The organism is Corynebacterium glucuronolyticum DSM 44120, assembly GCF_030440595.1.
GTDB lineage: Bacteria > Actinomycetota > Actinomycetes > Mycobacteriales > Mycobacteriaceae > Corynebacterium > Corynebacterium glucuronolyticum.
In genome coordinates, this window is sequence record NZ_CP047452.1 from 1,671,449 (window position 1) to 1,687,688 (window position 16,240).

The following is a 16,240-nucleotide window of genomic DNA, read 5'->3' on the forward strand; positions in this document are numbered from 1 at the left end:
CGCAGACGAGCAACGGATGACGAGGGGAAAGGAGGACACCTATGGCAACGGATGAGCCGGCGTCGTACGGCACCCCCTTTTCCCAGCGACCAAGCGTGGTTTTCCCCACTGTTGTGGTTATCATTTGCTGCATTGTTTTATCGCTGTGGCTCAAGGTTCCCGGCCTCATCCTGTCCACCTTCATCCTTTTGGGCACGTTCTTCCTCGTCAACCAGGATCAAAAGTCGACGGAACGCGATGCTCTCATCATGTCCATTCGCCTGTCCAGCGAGGATATTGAAAACACCTTGGAGCAGTACTCTACGTTCCTCAACGGAACGGACACGGATGCGCTCGCGGATCGCACCCTCCACCGCCCGGAATTGGCGAATCAGGACTCCGAAGACCCCGACATTGAAGCTTTCCACTACACCGCACGGAACTGCGAGCGCTTCCTCAACCGCCTGGATGCCAAGGTGGGTGCGGAAACGTCCCTCGATGAGCTGCGCCGAATCCTCACCGCAACCGACGAGCGCGCCGCCCAGCTAGAGGAACAGTGGCGGGCTGCCCGTCGCGCGGCCTTACGGCTCGGAACGACATCGTCATTCACGGAGTCATCCCCCAGCAGTGACCCGCTCACCGCGTGGAACAAGGCGGGGATCAATACCTCAGGCGGGGGAAGCTGGAATCAAAAATGGTTCCGGCGCAAGCCCAAGCGGGCTGACTAAACCTGCACGCGAAAGACGATCTCCGAGGGGCCCCGTAGGGCCGCTTTTCCGTCTTTCACCGTCACCTGAACTGTGCCCCCCAGGACATGGACGGCGACCGTACCATCAGCTAACTCCGCGTCGGCAAGAGCAGCCACAGCAGTAGCAACCGTACCGGTACCACAGGAGCGAGTCTCGCCTACCCCACGTTCATTGACCCGCATGTACACAGCACCGTCGACAAGCTCCGTCGCGATCTCAACGTTGACCCCTGCGGGGAAGAACTCCGTATCCACCGCGAACCCATCCTGGATCGGGAGAGCCTCCAGCTGGTCCTTCGTCAGCGTCGGGATGATACATGCCAAGTGCGGGTTCCCCACATCGACGCCGAGCCCGGCAAACGTTGTCTGGCCCAGCACACAGGTGGACACACCGGTGACAGAGGCTTCCCCCATTTCCACAGACACATCTGCAGTTCGTTCATCTGCAGCGTGCACCGTCACGTGCTTATCCCCCGCACGCGTACCCACAAGGAAATCCTTTTCTTTTTCCAGGCCAGAGACCACAAGATAGTGTGCAAAGACACGCATGCCGTTTCCGCACATCTCCGCTACCGAACCATCGGCGTTGCGGTAGTCCATAAACCAGTCCGCTGCCGAGCTCGCATTAATATCGCGGGCGCGAACAACCCGCAGCAGCCCGTCGGCACCAATTCCGGCATGGCGATCACACAGCGCGGCAACCTCCTCGGGCGTGGGGGCTAGGCAATTATCAGTATCGACGAGGATGACAAAGTCATTCTCCGTCCCGTGTCCTTTAAGAACAGTCGCCTCAGCGAACCTAGAAGAAATCATGCACCCAAGTGTAGAGCCTCGCACACACGCTCGGCATCCACCGTCTGCGCGGGAAACCACGTAATCCGCGGATCGCGCTTAAACCAGCTGCGCTGCCTGCGCACATACCGCCGTGTTCCCGTGATGGTGCGCTCCACCGCTTCATCGGGTGACAACAGGCCCGCATCCATATCCAGCACCTGCGCGTAACCGATGGCGCGACCTGCCGTCGACTCACGTGTGAGCCCCTGCTCAACGAGGCTGCGTGTCTCCTCTACCAGCCCAGTGGCAAACATCTGCCGGGATCGTTTCTCGATGCGCGGATTGAGCCACTCCGTCTCCGTTGCGAGACCAACGACCCGCATGCCCCACCGGGGCGTTGCGCGCCTCGTCGGCATGCTTGCGGCGTACGGACGCCCCGTAAGCTCGATGACCTCGAGAGCGCGGACAGTGCGCCGGAGATCGTTTTGCTCAATAATGCGGGCCGCCTCGGGATCCTGTTGGGCGAGCTCCGCGTGCAGAGCCTGCACTCCGATCTCTTCGCCCCGCTTCTCCCACCGTGAGCGGACAGCGGCATCGGTGGGAGGAAACCTCCATGCGTCGACAAGGCTCTGGTAGTACATCATCGACCCACCGACCAGAACAGGACGGACACCGCGACCACGAAGCTCATTAATAGTTTCTTCGGCGACATACTGGTAACGCTGCACCGATGCCTCCTGAGTCACATCCCAGATATCCAACAGGTGGTGGGCGATACCGCGTCGCTCCTCAACCGGCACCTTCGCCGTGCCGATATCCATTCCCCGATACAACTGCATCGAATCCATGTTGACGACCTCCCCGCCCACCAGCTCGCACACGTCGAGCGACAGGTCCGACTTTCCCGAGGCCGTTGGGCCAACGATGGCCACTGGTTCGCAACTCATACCGACAGTGTAGTAAGCCACGAGTTAGCGCCACGTTTCGTCTGCAATAAACCCCGGACTTTTGACACTGGAAACGGTAAACTTGGAAAAAGATAACGGGTGATACCACCCGGGTCGAATGTATTTGGCAGCCGTGTTGCGCGGCACTACGTAGCCGCCAGTGGCGGTAGAAGGGCATGGACACACCATGACGACGCAGAACCTCAATCCCAACGACCCCCGGACCGCAGATGCCACCGCGCCCGCACCGCGTCCCACCCCGAAGCCCGGCCCACGGCCGAAACCCCGCCCCGCGCCCTCGCGTAAACCGGTAGCAACTCTTACGTCCACAGCCTCGTTCGCCCTCGTCGGTGCCCCCACCATTCCGGTCGCCTCCACAAACCCCGGTGCCTACGGTCGCGCCGACGACAACGGCACTATCTTCCGTACCACCGCCGTCGGAGAGGTCGAAGTGGGCTCCTGGCAAGCCGGCGATCCGACCCAGGGACTCGTCCACTTCGCGCAACGATTCGACGACCTGCGCACCGAGGTTCTCGTCCTAGGAAACCGCCTCGAAGCGCACCCCGAAGAGGCCTCCACCATCGCTAACCAAGCACGCGCCATCGCGGACCGGCTGCCCAGCGAGCAGGTCGTAGGCGACCTCGACGCCGTCAGCTCCTACCTCGATTTCCTCATCACAGCCACTGAATCCGCACACGCGGAAGCGAAAAAGGCTAAGGAAGAACGTTCAGAGAAGGCCATCGCCCGCAAAGAAGAGCTCATTGCCGAGGCCGAATCCATCGCCGCCGACTCCACCGAGTGGAAGGCCGCCGGCGACCGACTCAAGGCCATCCTCGAGGAATGGAAGACGATCCGCGGAATCGACCGCAAAACCGACGACGCTCTATGGAAGCGTTACGCCCGCGCTCGCGACTCCTTCCGTCGCCGTCGCGGAAGCCACTTCGCTGAGCTCGACCGCAACCGTGCAGCTGCCAAGAAAATCAAGGAAGAACTCGTCGAACGCGCCGAGGCGCTGCAGGATTCCACTGATTGGGGCGAAACTGCAGGCAAATACCGCGAATTGATGAAGGAATGGAAGGCCGCCGGTCGCGCGCCTCGCGATGCCGACAATAAGCTCTGGGCCCGCTTCCGCGCCGCCCAAGATGTCTTCTTTGGAAACCGCGATTCCGTCACCCGCGAACGCGACCAGGAATTCGAGGCCAACGCTACCGCCAAGCAGACGCTCATCGACGAATACGATCCGCTGATCCAACCCGACAAGGATCTCGCCGGTGCACGCGAAAAACTCCACGAGCTACAAGACAAGTGGGAAGAAATCGGTTACGTCCCGCGCAACCGCATCCGCGAATTTGAGCAGAAGATTGCCGCCCTTGAATCCCGCGTGTCCAACGCCGCCGACGATCAGTGGCGACGCACCGACCCTGCCGCTCAGGCCCGCGCTGACCAGTTCTCGCGAAAGGTTGAAGAGCTGAACCAGCAGGCTGCCGCCGCCGAGGCCAAGGGCAAGACTGCCAAGGCTGAGGAACTGCGCGCCCAGGCAGCCCAGTGGCAGGAATGGGCCGACACAGCAAGCCACGCCGTCGAAGACCGCTAAGCGATTCTTGTAATTTCGGGGGTGGTGTACCCCCCGTTTCGTGGTGCGCTGGTTTTGTGGTGCCGGTACGGTGCGGGGTATGGAAACATTTCGGGGGGATTATTTACGCCTCTACGCTGATTCAATGAACACCATCCTTGGGGTGTACCAAGGCTGGTCTGTTGCAAAACTTGTTCGCGGTGGTGCCGACCCGGCACACGCCCGGGTGATTAAGAAACTATCCGGCATCTACTTCGGCACCACCAGCGCCACCGTCAAACAAGAACGCTGCCGGGCGCGGTCTAGTGCTAACCACCACACACTGGAATCACTGCGGGAAATCGAACGCCACGTAGCCAAACTGAAAAACAAAAACAACGCCTGGCAGCTCCGCATCGGCCTTTTGCAGCAACCCGCCGACCAGGCGGCAATAGGCCACCGCGCCAAAGAACTGTTGGCCGCGATCAATGGCACGGGGGCGGAGAACCCGAAGAAGGCGGTGTCGACGAGGCGGGTGAAAAACTCCACCATGAAGGACCTGTGCGTACGCACCTCCAGCCACCTGGTCACCCAGGCTATAAACGCCGCCAAAGCCTACGCCGAAAAGGAACACCTCGACCTGGCAGACGCCATCTGCCAGTTGATTCTGGGCAATGCCACCGGCAAAGTCGCAACCGTTACCCCCGCTGTCATCGTGCCGCTTAACCCCGACGTGTTGGGGGTGACCCCCGCAGAACGCGCACACGCCGTCTTATCGCTTACCGACGGGTCGGTGATGCAAGTCAAAGACTTCACCCAAGTCCAAATCACCGCCTTCGGTTTAGCCCTGACTGTCAACCACATCACCGGTGAAGACCTGGGGTTGTTCCGCCTGGATCCAGAGGATCCGGATGCCCGGTTTGCTGATGCGTATCAGCGTCAGGTGCTCCGGCTTATTAACCCGGTGTGTGTGGCCGATGGGTGCGGGGTCGGTGCAGATTATTGCCAGCCGCACCATGTGGTGGCTTTTAAACACGGTGGGAAAACAACAACCTCCAACCTGACGATGCTGTGCCCGTATGACAATGGGCGAAACGATGATGATCGGGACCGTCCCCTGCATGGGCATGTGGAGAAAATTGGTGGGTTGGACATGTGGGTGCCCGCCTTCGGCGGCAACCCCAAACTCAACATGCACCCCTGCGCCCAAGGCGGCGCCATCCGCCTAGCACGAAAAATGGCCACACTAAACAGCTAAACACTGCTCGAAATACAACCCCCTCAGCAGGGGGTTCCCTTCGCACGTCGAAAAGCACACACCCCACGCAGGGTCCGTCCGCGCGCCCGCCGGCGGGGCAACGACACTGCTCAAAACGCAACCCTCTCAGCAGGGGGTTGCCTTCGCACGCTCACGCTCCCGATGCTGCTAGCACACACGCATTCCCACAACCACTACCCCGACCAAATACAAAAACACCCCGCCTGAGCGGGGTGCGGTGAGCCGGGAACTTCCTATTTGGTTTCTCGACCGTAGGTGGACTCGCTGCGATGATGGGCACGGGCGCGCCGATCGTCGGTAAGAAGGGGATGCTCTGCGTTGCGCGACTGTGTAAGGATGACCGCCTGTTCATTGGAGGCCTCACGCTCAGCTGCCACGCGGCGTCTCTCATCAGCCAGCGCGAGTTGCTCGGGTGTGCGGGTAAAAAGTGTGAGTACAAAACCGAGGATGGCAAGAATGTAGGCAGCTTCTTGGATAACGAAACCGATGCCAACGCCCCATGGAAGATCACCAGGAGGAGTCAGGGACAACCACCATACGAGGAGAGAAGTGAAAAACGCTGCCGTAACGGTCGCCCATCCGGCCCATGAAACAAGGGTGGACCGAGTAATGAGGGTAGCCGGAACCAAAATGATGAGCGCGATGAGCCCAAGCCAAGACGAAATGTAAATGGGCGCGCTCAACATATATGTTTGGGCAGCATCAGTGACCATAAAAACGTCGAGGCCTGTGAGCGAACCAAAGTAGCGGAGAAACTGGGCGACGATGAACAAAACAACGGCGATGGGCAGCAGGAAAGCCGCCCCGCCGATATAGATCTTTCCGCCGGCAGCACGTTCAGCCGAGGCTAAGTCCTGAGAGCTGTGCGCGGTGTTTTCCGTCTTCTCTTGTGATTCGGACATGAGCTACTTTCTTCGAGGTGGATGGCTCTGCATTGAATAATAGGTCAGTGGGACCGAATTCCAGGCATTCCCAGGCCGACCTCACGGGGATTCGGGGCCGTAGTGGGGATAATGCCAGCCTCATAGTGGTCTCCCGCCTTGGTGCGGCGGTGGCTATGAACGCCGGAATCGGCGATGAGGTAATGGGGCTTGGATTCGGTAACGGTGACGATAACAAAGTCGCCGGGACGGATTCCCTCCCCCGTGCTGGGAGCAAAGTGGACGAGGCGCCCGTCGCGAGCGCGCCCAGACAGGCGATGATTCTCCGTCCCCTTCTTTGATTGGTGCTCTTGGACGAGGAGTTCTACCTCTTGACCAACGAAGCAAGCGTTTTCCTCGGCGCAGATGCGTTCCTGCAAGGCTTGAAGCCTCTCGAAGCGCTCCTGGACGACCTCCTTGGGTACTTGGTCTTCGTATGAAGCCGCAGGTGTCCCAGGCCTGGGGCTGTATTGGAAGGTGAATGCGCTGGTGAAGCGCGCACGTTCGACGACATCGAGGGTCTTTTGGAAGTCTTCCTCTGTTTCACCGGGGAAGCCCACGATAATGTCGGTAGTGATGGCTGCGTGGGGGATCTTTTCCCGCACTTCGTCGAGAATCGAAAGGAATTTCTTTGTCCGGTAGCTACGGCGCATCCGCTTAAGCACCTGGTCCGACCCTGACTGCAAAGGCATGTGCAGCTGTGGGCAAATATTCGGGGTATCTACCATGGCATCGATGACATCACTGGTGAATTCTGCAGGGTGGGGTGATGTGAAACGAAGCCTCTCCAGGCCGTCGATTTCGCCACAGGCACGCAGCAGCTTGGAGAAGGCGCTCCGGTCCCGCTCGACGCTGGGGTCGGCAAAGTTCACGCCGTAGGCGTTGACGTTCTGGCCGAGAAGGGTGACTTCTTCCACTCCCTGCTCGACAAGCGCCCGTACTTCCGCCAGGATGTCGCCGGGGCGACGATCGAGTTCTTTGCCTCGCAGATGCGGGACGATGCAAAACGTGCACGTGTTATTGCATCCGACTGAGATACTCACCCAACCGGAATAGGCGGATTCACGCTTTGCGGGCAGCACGGAGGGGAAGTCCTCCAGCGCGTCCTTAATTTCCACTTCCGCGCGTTTGTTGTGGGATGCTCGATCGAGCAGTGCCGGCAGGGATCCAAGGTTGTGGGTGCCGAAGACAACATCCACCCATGGCGCCTTTTCTATGATTTTTTTGCCGTCGTTTTGTGCCTGGCACCCACCAACGGCGATCTGCATCGTGGGGTGGTCCTCTTTGACTCCGAGGAGCTGTCCCAGGGTGCCGTACAGCCGCTGGGCCGCGTTTTCGCGTACGGCGCAGGTGTTGAAGACAATGAGATCCGGTACGACTGTGTGATCTCCAGCGACCAGTGGATCCTCGCCCTCATACGCAACGTAGCCGGCGCTCTCCAAGAGCCCGGATAACCGTTCGGAATCGTGTACGTTCATTTGGCAGCCAAAGGTGCGCACTTGGTAGGTCTTAGGTATCGAGGCAGTCACGGCACAACATTGTATGGTACGAGGTTTCTTAGGCCTAACCGGCCGTGCGCTGGTGAATAAAAGGCGATTGCTGCTTTTGGCGTCGCACACCATTTGTACCTTTCGCTATTATCTCGCCTGTTTTGCTTCACACGTTGGGGTACTCGCCAGCACGTTGCCTTTCTTCGGAGTGGAACTGTGTAGCGCCACCCTATTGGCCTTTCTGGCGCAGTACCATAATTTGTGGCTACATACTTCACCAGCGCTCCTCTTTGTTTATTAACCCCCGCTGTACGTAATTGGTCTGCTGTTTCGGGGGCACCCGATGGCTATGCATCGCAGGTAATAAATTCAACGATGCCACTATTTCGCACCTCGATTTAGTGTTACTAAAGTGGCGAAAATTCGGCCGTTACTCCATGCCAGGAATTAGAAACCTAAATTGTTGCGTTATTCCTGCTACAGCGCAGAATTTTAAAACATTCGCCCGTCGCATCGAGCGGGTTACCGGGCAGTCGAAAACTCCAAAACTTGAGTTCAGATGTTTTAGGCTAAATACATGCCCGAATCCAGTGTGGTTAGAACCACCCACGACAGTCACGACCCGGCCAAGCCGGTTCGTATTGCTGTTTACTCCGATAGGCGAGCGCTCAGAGAGGATGTTCGCGCGGCTATCGGCAGCAGTCTTGGTCGCGACTTTCCGTCGGTGGAACTAACAGATTTTGCAACCGCGCCCATCCTCGTCAGGGCGCTTCTTAACCGCGAGTTCGATCTCTGCCTGCTGGACGGCGAAACCGCCCCGCTTGGTGGCATCGGATTGGCGTACCAGATCCGAAATGAAGTGGACAATCCCCCGCCACTGGTACTCCTGTTGGCACGACGCGACGACGCGTGGCTTGCCACGTGGTCCAAGGCCGACGAGGTAGTCCCACTTCCTATTGACCCTCTCCAGCTCCCGGCGACAGTGTCCCGCGTTCTTTCTGAACGACAGGCCATGCGCGAGGCTGTGGAATAGACAGGAGACCTCGTGAATTATTACGTTCCCATCCTTGCGCTCGTCGCCATCGCGGCAATCTTCGTCGCCGTGATGATCGTGGTGTCCATCGTCTTAGGCCCGCACCGGCACAACAACGCCAAGTATGACGTGTACGAGTGCGGTGTGGAAGCTGTAGAACGCCCCGCCGACGGTGGCAAGATGTCGTTGAAGTACTTCACCATCGCCATGATGTTCATCATCTTCGATGTGGAGACCATCTTCCTCTTCCCCTTCGCCGTGAGCTTTGGGCTCATGGGGTGGTTCATGGTGATTGAAATCATCCTGTTCGTGCTCACCCTCCTCACCGCCTACATCTATGTATGGCGTCGCGGGGGGCTCACCTGGGAATAGCTCAGACGTTGAAGTACGTATCTCCGAAAAAGAACTGGATTAGTACCTATGGGAATTGAAGACAACCTTAAAGGCGGTTATCTCACAACGACCACCGAGTGGCTCTTTGGTCTTACTCGCGAGTGGTCAGTGTGGCCCGCCACCTTCGGCCTCGCGTGCTGCGCATTCGAAATGATGAGCTACGCGGGGCCCCGTTACGATTCGTCTCGCTGGGGCCAGGAGGTCTTCCGCGCCTCCCCTCGGCAGGCGGATTTGCTTATCGTCTCAGGCCGCGTGAGCCAGAAGATGGCGCCGATCATGCGACGTGTCTACGACCAGATGCCGGATCCGAAGTGGGTCATCGCCATGGGCGCATGCTCCTCCTCCGGTGGCATCTTCAATAACTACGCCATCGTCCAGGGTGCGGACCACATCGTCCCCGTCGATGTTTACGTCCCCGGCTGCCCTCCGCGCCCGGAAATGCTTATCGACGCTTCGTTCAAGCTTCGTGCCATCATCGCCAAGCAGACCAAGGTCGGCGATGCGAACACGATCGAGGACGAGCGTCGCAAGGAAGAAGCGGCCCTTGCAGGAGAAATCCGGCAGGCCCCCGAGAAACTCATCAAGATGAAGAAGTAGGGTGCGACGTGACTGAAAACCAAGCAAACCCGCTTCACCCATCCACGGAGGAGCAACAGGAGATCGTTCGCGATAATTCGCACGCAGTCTTCGGTTCCCGTCGTGGTATGTGGGTGGATGGTACCGGCGATGTGTCCGGCTTTTCCAAGATCGTGCGCCTGCCAGACCGGATTGTCGCCGACGATGATCCGACCGCGAACCCACTGGCAGCTCGGCTCTTCGAGCTCGTCCCTGAGCTTCGTGATGCCCCTGCTGTCTCTGGTGGAGACCAGCTGACCATTTATGTGCCCCGCGAGCACCTGCTGGCGGCAGCCCACGCGCTGCGCGATGACCAAGAACTACGGTGCGAGACGTGTTCCTCAGTTTCCGGTGTGCATTACCCGCAGGACACGGATGCCGAGCTGCACGCGGTGTACCACTTTTATTCGTTCACGCACAACCACCGCGTGCGCTTCGAGGTCGTCTGCCCCGTCAACGATCCGCATATTCCCTCCCTCACCGGTATCTACCCCGGTGTGAACTTCCACGAGAGGGAGACATGGGACATGTTCGGCATCATCTTCGACGGCCATCCCTCTCTCACGCGCATTCTCATGCCGGATGATTGGTCCGGCCACCCGCAGAGAAAAGACTACAAGCTCGGCGGTGTGCCAGTGGAGTTCTCCGATACTGACGTGCCACCGGTTGAGGACAGAAGGAGGTACCGCTAGTGACTACCGGATACTCGGCTCCAGCTGGATCGACTGCGCTGTCGCCCGAGCAGGAATTTTCTGACCCGTCGATCCCCCAGTACTCGGCTGAAGGCGGAGACTGGCAGCAGATCGTCGAGGCGCAGCACCGTGACCGCGCCGACAGGATGATCATCAACATGGGTCCGGCGCACCCCTCCACACACGGCGTTATGCGCCTGTGCCTGGAGATGGATGGTGATATTGTCACCAACCTCCGCCCGGCAATCGGCTACCTACACACGGGAATTGAAAAGACTGCCGAATACCGCACGTGGACGCAGGGTTCTGCCCTCGTCACGCGCATGGATTACGTCGCCCCGATGTTCAACGAGTGCGTTTACTCCATGGCTGTGGAAAAGGTCATGGGGATTACGGACGCCATCCCTGAGCGGGCACAGATCATTCGCGTTTTGTGCCTTGAGCTCTGCCGCATCGCCAGCCACCTCGTGGCGCTGGCAACCGGCGGTAACGAGCTGGGTGGCACGACGCTGCTCACCAACGGGCTCCGCGAGCGTGAGCGCATCCTCGACTTCTTCGAGTGCATCTCTGGACTGCGCATGAACCACGCGTACATCCGCCCCGGCGGTGTGGCTGGGGATCTGCCAGAAGACGGTATGAAGATCCTCGATACGTGCCTCGACTGGTTGGAAAAGCGGATGCCCGACTTTTCCAAGATGCTCAACGATAACCCCGTGTTCAAGAAGCGCTTCGTGGATGTCGCCTACCTTGACCTCACGGGCTGCATGGCTCTCGGGATCACCGGCCCACGCCTGCGCGCTGCCGGCCTGCAGTGGGACCTCCGCAAGGCGGAGCCGTGCCTCGGCTACGAAACATACGATTTCGACGTTCCTGTGTGGGACACCTGTGATGCCTACGGCGCATACCGCGTCCGCCTGGCGGAGATGTTTGAATCACTCAAGATCGCCCGCCAGTGTCGTGATCGTCTGGCACAGACCGAGGGCCAGCCATTCATGGTGAAGGACCCGAAGATCGCCCGCCCCGCCTACCTCAAGGTGTACAAGGACGGCCAAGGCAACAGCTACGAGCACGTCAAGAACATCATGGGCCAGGATATGGAGTCCCTCATTCACCACTTCAAGCTGGTGACCGAGGGATTCAAGGTGCCTGCCGGCCAGGCCTACGTGGAGCTCGAGTCCCCGAAGGGGATCATTGGCTGCCACGTCGTTTCCGATGGTGGCACCCACCCCTACCGCGTCCACATGCGCGACCCTGCGTTCCACGCCATCCAGGCGCTGCCCGCCCTGTGCGAGGGCGGAACGCTGTCGGATGTTGTCGTAGCAATCAGTTCCATCGACCCCGTTCTTGGAGGTGTAGACCGGTGACCGACCACACGCCTCACCAGCACTTTGAGGCCCACTTCAGCGATGACGACCGCGTCGATCTCGCCGATACAACTACTAACCTGACCGACGCTGATGTCGCCGACCTGAAGGAACTGGCTGGGCGGTACCCTAACCCCCAGTCCGCGTTGCTCCCCATGTTGCACCTCGTGCAAAGCGTGGATGGCAAGGTATCCGGAGAAGGCGTGCGTCGCATCGCGTCGCTTCTGCACATGACGGAGGCGCAGGTCATCGGAGTGGCAACGTTCTACTCCATGTACCACACCCACGAGGTGGGAAAGCACCTCGTGGGTGTGTGCACATCCGCACTGTGCGCCACCATGGGTGGCGACATCATCTATGACGCAGTCAAGCGCCATCTGGAGCTCGACGGCGAAGAGGACACCACCAGCGATGGGATGTTCACCCTCGAACGCATCGAATGCAACGCAGCCTGCGACTTCGCCCCCATCCTCATGCTCAACTGGGAGTACATGGACAACATGACCCCCAAGAAGGCCATCGAGATCCTGGACAAGCTTCGCGACGGCCAAGAGGTCTCCTCCACCCGCGGCCCCAAGATCACTAGCTGGCGCGACAACGAACGCGTACTCGCCGGCTTCTACGATGGTCGCGCCGACGAGGGACCAGGCGCTGGCCCTGCTAGTCTCCGTGGCCTTGAGCTAGCGGATGGTTACACCTACGACAAGACGGTGGGAGGTGCTGACCGTGACTAACGAGACTACCGACCATGTGGGCGTCGACAAGCCACAGCAGCTGAAGATCACCCCGATCCTTTCTGCCAACTGGGGCGACCCCACGCCGTGGAAGATCGAAAGCTACGAGCAGCGCGGGGGCTACCAGGCCCTGCGTACCGCGCTGACCATGGAGCCGAAGGAGCTCGTGGATCTCATCCTCGATTCCGGGCTGCGTGGTCGTGGTGGTGCAGGCTTCCCCGTCGGCCGCAAGTGGTCGTTCGTCCCCGTGGATAACCCGAAGCCGAAATACCTCGTCGTCAACGGCGACGAGAGTGAGCCCGGCACGTGCAAGGACATGCCACTTCTCATGGCCACCCCGCACACGCTCGTGGAGGGTGCGATTATTTCGTGCCTCGCCTTCCACTCCGAGCATGCGTTCATTTACCTGCGTGGCGAGGTCGTACACATCGCCCGTCGCCTGCAGGCCGCGATCCAAGAGGCCTACCGCAAGGGGTACGCCGGCGAAAACATCATGGGATCCGGCAAGACCGTCCATATCCAGGTGCACTCCGGTGCCGGCGCCTACATCTGTGGCGAGGAAACCGCGCTTTTGGATTCCCTCGAGGGCAAGCGTGGCCACCCACGGCTGCGCCCGCCGTTCCCTGCAGTGGAGGGGTTGTACGCCTCCCCGACCGTGATCAACAACGTCGAATCCATTTCCTCCGTTCCCGCCATCGTGCGCAACGGCGCGGAGTGGTACACCCAGGTGGGCACCGAAAAGTCCAAGGGTGCCACCATCTACTCGCTGTCCGGTCACGTCACGCACCCCGGCCAGTACGAGGCACCGCTCGGCATCACACTGCGCGAACTCATCGACATGGCCGGTGGCATCCGCGAGGGCCACACCCTGAAGTACTTCACCCCGGGTGGCTCATCGACACAGATGCTCACCGCAGAACACCTCGATGTGCCCCTGGATTACGAAGCGCTGCGCGAAGCGGGCTCCATGCTCGGCACCAAGGCCCTGCAGATCTTCGACGACACCACCTCCGTCGTCCGCACCACCACCCGGTTCGTGGAATTCTACAAGCACGAATCCTGTGGCAAATGCACGCCGTGCCGCGAAGGCACGTGGTGGCTCCTCCAGCTCTTGCAGCGGCTCGAGCGCGGCGAGGGGAAGCCGGGCGATGTGGACAAGTTGATATCCATCTGCGACCACATCGGTGGCCGCAGCTTCTGTGCTCTTGCCGACGGTGCCGTCGCTTGCGTCACGAGCGCCGTAGCGAACTTCCGCGAGGAGTTCGAGGCCGGCTACACCACGCCCGCTTGGGAACTGTTCCCGTACGAAAAAAGCGCCATCTTTTCTGACAAGGAGATGCTGTCATGACCGACAAGGTAACCGACAAAAAGGCTGAGGCAGCGGCTTTGGATGCCGTTGAGACAGTCACCTTGGAAATCGACGGCAAGAAGGTCACTGTCCCCAAGGGCACCGTGGTCATCCGCGCTGCGGAAAAGCTCGGCATCGATGTTCCCCGCTTCTGCGATCACCCAGGGCTTGAGCCCATCGCCGCGTGCCGCCAGTGCATGGTGGACGTTCCCGATGCCGGCAACGGCCGCGGGTTCCCCAAGCCGCAGGCATCCTGCTCACTGCAGGCCGCCGACGGCATGGTGGTGAAGACCCAGTACACCTCCGAGCTCGCGCGCGAATCTCAAAAGGGGATCATGGAGCTGCTTCTGGTCAACCACCCGCTTGATTGCCCTATCTGTGACAAGGGCGGGGAATGCCCGCTGCAGAACCAGGCGATGAGCGCCGGCCAAGGTGCCACGCGCTTTGACCTGGAAAAGAGGGAGTTCCCCAAGCCGATCAACCTCGTCTCCGGTGTTTTGCTCGACCGCGAGCGCTGCATCATGTGCACGCGCTGCGTACGGTTCCAGGAACAAATCGCCGGTGACCCGTGCATTGCCAAGGCGGAACGTGGTGCCGAGGAACAAATCCTCGCAGACCCCGCCTCCGATGCCGGCAGCTACTTCATGGGCAACACCGTGCAGATCTGCCCCGTCGGCGCACTCACCAGCTCCGATTACCGGTTCCAGGCACGCCCGTTCGACCTCGTGTCCACCGACACCACCTGCGAACACTGCGCCGTTGGCTGCGCGCTGCGCGTTGACCACCGGCACGGCAAGATCACGCGCCGCCTCGCCGGCGAGGACATGGATGTTAACCAGGAGTGGAGCTGCGATAAGGGCCGCTACGGCTACCGGTACGGGCTGCAGGAATTCCGCCTCACCACTCCCCTCGTTCGCCGCGATGGTGAGCTGACGGAGGCCTCCTGGACGGAAGCCCTGCAGGCTGCAGCCGACGGGCTCTCCGGTGCCCGTGGCGCGACAGCGGTCATCGCCCCCAGCGCTGCGACGGTAGAAAACACCGCCGCTTACAAAGCCTTCGCCGAGAAGGCGCTGGCAACTGGCTCCATCGACTTCCGCACGGACGCAGCGACGGACGAGGAGCAGGCGTTCCTCGCTCAGCACGTTGCGGGTAAGGACGGCATCACCTTCGAAGACCTGAACGATGCCTCCCGCGTCGTTCTCGTCGCCTTTGATCCAGAGGACGAAGCCGGCGTGTTCTTCTTGCGTCTGCGCGACGCGCACCGCAGGCACGGCACGCAGATCGTCACCGTGTCTTCCCACGTCTCGATCGGCGCGCACAAGCTTGGTGCCACCCACGTGGCAGCCCGGCCTGGCGAAGATGCTGCCGCGCTGCGCGGAATCGATGACCTCGACAGCAACACCGTGATCCTCGTTGGCCAGCGCGCCGCCCGCACTCCCGGTTTGCTCACCGCAGTGGCGGATGTTGCCCAGTCGACCGGTGCACGGTGCGCGTGGGTGCCCGCCCACGCCGGCGATCGCGGTGCCGTCGAGGCTGGCTTGCTGCCTGCTGAGGGTGGCAAGAACACACCCGACATCCTCGCAGCCGCCCGCAATGGCGAGATCCGCGGCCTTGTCCTCGGCGAATTCGACGAACGCGACTACACGGATCAGGCCGGCCTCTTCGCCGCCGCAGATGCCGCTTTCACGGTTCAGCTCGCCCACCGGCGTACCGCTCTTTCTGAGCACGCCGATGTCGTCTTCCCCGTGGCTCTCATCAGCCAGGTCAACGGCCACTTCATGAACTGGGAAGGTCACTGGCGTGGTGTCCGTGCCCTCGATGGCGTGAAGGTAATAGCTATGAGCGATCGGAAAGTCCTCATCAACCTCGCCCGCACGCTGGGCACAGACCTCGGGCTCCCCTCAAACCGGGACTTCGTGGCGGGGCTGCGCGCGAATACGCCCGCCGTGTTCGCGCCGACGGTCCCCGCTTCCGCGGGCACGCCTGGCGCCCCCCAGAGTGAAGGGCTGCTCCTTGACTCCTGGCCGGAGCTGATGGGTGAGTCAGAAGCCTTGGCAGAGACGACATTCGTGGGCTCGGATCACCGCCGCGGGCACGCTCGGATCAGCCCCACGACTGCGGATGCCCTCGGCATCCACCACTGCGCAGGCTGCGGTGGACACTCCTCTATCGAGCTGACAGTGGGCGACACGACGGTCGTCCTCCCCGTCACCGTCTGGCCCACAATGCTTGACGACGTTGTGTGGGTGCCCTCCAACGCACCTGCCACCGTCACGCTCCCCCTCGCGGGGACGAAGCGGGTCCGCGTGACAGCCGCACCGGAGCCGAGCGCCACCGGCACCCGGCAGGATAAAGAAACGATTGGAAGGTAA

The 16,240-nt window shown here is 60.7% G+C and carries 15 protein-coding genes; 11 read left to right on the forward strand and 4 right to left on the reverse strand.

Annotation, left to right across the window (positions count from 1 at the left end; translation table 11 throughout):
- The first annotated feature begins 41 nt into the window (after positions 1–41).
- On the forward strand, positions 42–707 hold the full coding sequence (locus tag CGLUCO_RS07400) for a hypothetical protein (protein WP_005389763.1): 666 nt from the start codon (positions 42–44) through the stop codon (positions 705–707).
- On the opposite strand, the gene dapF is transcribed toward CGLUCO_RS07400, so the two are convergent.
- Both dapF and miaA read right to left on the reverse strand, forming a co-directional pair.
- Positions 704–1,540 carry a diaminopimelate epimerase gene (gene dapF / locus CGLUCO_RS07405; RefSeq protein ID WP_084036291.1) on the reverse strand — a complete coding sequence of 279 codons (837 nt, stop codon included), beginning with the start codon at positions 1,538–1,540 and terminating at the stop codon, positions 704–706. The two genes, CGLUCO_RS07400 and dapF, sit on opposite strands and share 4 nt — an antisense overlap.
- The gene (gene miaA / locus CGLUCO_RS07410; protein ID WP_084036347.1) at positions 1,537–2,448 is read right to left on the reverse strand and encodes a tRNA (adenosine(37)-N6)-dimethylallyltransferase MiaA; all 912 of its coding nucleotides are present in this window, start codon (positions 2,446–2,448) and stop codon (positions 1,537–1,539) included. The genes dapF and miaA overlap by 4 nt, the downstream gene beginning before the upstream one ends.
- Before the next feature lie 187 nt (positions 2,449–2,635).
- Between miaA and CGLUCO_RS07415 the strand changes: the two genes are divergently transcribed.
- Positions 2,636–4,042, forward strand: a complete 1,407-nt coding sequence (locus tag CGLUCO_RS07415; protein WP_084036290.1) for a DUF349 domain-containing protein — start codon at positions 2,636–2,638, stop codon at positions 4,040–4,042.
- Between the two features lie 79 nt (positions 4,043–4,121).
- The gene (locus CGLUCO_RS07420; RefSeq protein WP_198481404.1) at positions 4,122–5,258 is read left to right on the forward strand and encodes an HNH endonuclease signature motif containing protein; all 1,137 of its coding nucleotides are present in this window, start codon (positions 4,122–4,124) and stop codon (positions 5,256–5,258) included.
- Positions 5,259–5,512: 254 nt separating this feature from the next.
- Here CGLUCO_RS07420 and CGLUCO_RS07425 read toward each other — a convergent pair whose 3' ends face one another.
- Positions 5,513–6,181, reverse strand: a complete 669-nt coding sequence (locus CGLUCO_RS07425; RefSeq protein ID WP_005389751.1) for an Rv2732c family membrane protein — start codon at positions 6,179–6,181, stop codon at positions 5,513–5,515.
- A gap of 44 nt (positions 6,182–6,225) precedes the next feature.
- The gene (gene miaB, locus CGLUCO_RS07430) at positions 6,226–7,821 is read right to left on the reverse strand and encodes a tRNA (N6-isopentenyl adenosine(37)-C2)-methylthiotransferase MiaB (protein ID WP_371326110.1); all 1,596 of its coding nucleotides are present in this window, start codon (positions 7,819–7,821) and stop codon (positions 6,226–6,228) included.
- Positions 7,822–8,266: 445 nt separating this feature from the next.
- Between miaB and CGLUCO_RS07435 the strand changes: the two genes are divergently transcribed.
- From CGLUCO_RS07435 to nuoG, 8 genes are read left to right on the forward strand one after another with little or no spacing between them, the layout of a single operon-like run.
- Positions 8,267–8,722, forward strand: a complete 456-nt coding sequence (locus tag CGLUCO_RS07435; RefSeq protein WP_005389747.1) for a hypothetical protein — start codon at positions 8,267–8,269, stop codon at positions 8,720–8,722.
- A gap of 12 nt (positions 8,723–8,734) precedes the next feature.
- A complete protein-coding gene (ndhC, locus tag CGLUCO_RS07440) occupies positions 8,735–9,094 on the forward strand; it encodes an NADH-quinone oxidoreductase subunit A (RefSeq protein ID WP_005389746.1) in 360 nt (119 codons plus the stop codon).
- 48 nt (positions 9,095–9,142) lie between these two features.
- A complete protein-coding gene (locus tag CGLUCO_RS07445) occupies positions 9,143–9,712 on the forward strand; it encodes an NADH-quinone oxidoreductase subunit B (protein WP_005389744.1) in 570 nt (189 codons plus the stop codon).
- Between the two features lie 8 nt (positions 9,713–9,720).
- On the forward strand, positions 9,721–10,422 hold the full coding sequence (locus tag CGLUCO_RS07450; RefSeq protein ID WP_005389742.1) for an NADH-quinone oxidoreductase subunit C: 702 nt from the start codon (positions 9,721–9,723) through the stop codon (positions 10,420–10,422).
- Entirely contained in the window at positions 10,422–11,786 is a 1,365-nt protein-coding gene (locus CGLUCO_RS07455; RefSeq protein WP_005389740.1) for an NADH-quinone oxidoreductase subunit D, read from the forward strand. The genes CGLUCO_RS07450 and CGLUCO_RS07455 overlap by 1 nt, the downstream gene beginning before the upstream one ends.
- Positions 11,783–12,520 carry an NADH-quinone oxidoreductase subunit NuoE gene (gene nuoE, locus CGLUCO_RS07460; RefSeq protein WP_084036238.1) on the forward strand — a complete coding sequence of 246 codons (738 nt, stop codon included), beginning with the start codon at positions 11,783–11,785 and terminating at the stop codon, positions 12,518–12,520. The genes CGLUCO_RS07455 and nuoE overlap by 4 nt, the downstream gene beginning before the upstream one ends.
- The gene (gene nuoF / locus CGLUCO_RS07465) at positions 12,507–13,868 is read left to right on the forward strand and encodes an NADH-quinone oxidoreductase subunit NuoF (protein ID WP_231286072.1); all 1,362 of its coding nucleotides are present in this window, start codon (positions 12,507–12,509) and stop codon (positions 13,866–13,868) included. Before nuoE ends, nuoF begins: the two co-directional genes overlap by 14 nt.
- On the forward strand, positions 13,865–16,240 hold the full coding sequence (gene nuoG / locus CGLUCO_RS07470) for an NADH-quinone oxidoreductase subunit NuoG (protein ID WP_070739243.1): 2,376 nt from the start codon (positions 13,865–13,867) through the stop codon (positions 16,238–16,240). Before nuoF ends, nuoG begins: the two co-directional genes overlap by 4 nt.

Bases quoted from the DNA above. Each gene is read 5' to 3' on its own strand.
- CGLUCO_RS07400 (WP_005389763.1), top strand. From the start codon at position 42: ATGGCAACGGATGAGCCGGCGTCGTACGGCACCCCCTTTTCCCAGCGA.
- dapF (WP_084036291.1), bottom strand. From the start codon at position 1,540: ATGATTTCTTCTAGGTTCGCTGAGGCGACTGTTCTTAAAGGACACGGG.
- miaA (WP_084036347.1), bottom strand. From the start codon at position 2,448: ATGAGTTGCGAACCAGTGGCCATCGTTGGCCCAACGGCCTCGGGAAAG.
- CGLUCO_RS07415 (WP_084036290.1), top strand. From the start codon at position 2,636: ATGACGACGCAGAACCTCAATCCCAACGACCCCCGGACCGCAGATGCC.
- CGLUCO_RS07420 (WP_198481404.1), top strand. From the start codon at position 4,122: ATGGAAACATTTCGGGGGGATTATTTACGCCTCTACGCTGATTCAATG.
- CGLUCO_RS07425 (WP_005389751.1), bottom strand. From the start codon at position 6,181: ATGTCCGAATCACAAGAGAAGACGGAAAACACCGCGCACAGCTCTCAG.
- miaB (WP_371326110.1), bottom strand. From the start codon at position 7,821: ATGGTGTGCGACGCCAAAAGCAGCAATCGCCTTTTATTCACCAGCGCA.
- CGLUCO_RS07435 (WP_005389747.1), top strand. From the start codon at position 8,267: ATGCCCGAATCCAGTGTGGTTAGAACCACCCACGACAGTCACGACCCG.
- CGLUCO_RS07445 (WP_005389744.1), top strand. From the start codon at position 9,143: ATGGGAATTGAAGACAACCTTAAAGGCGGTTATCTCACAACGACCACC.
- nuoG (WP_070739243.1), top strand. From the start codon at position 13,865: ATGACCGACAAGGTAACCGACAAAAAGGCTGAGGCAGCGGCTTTGGAT.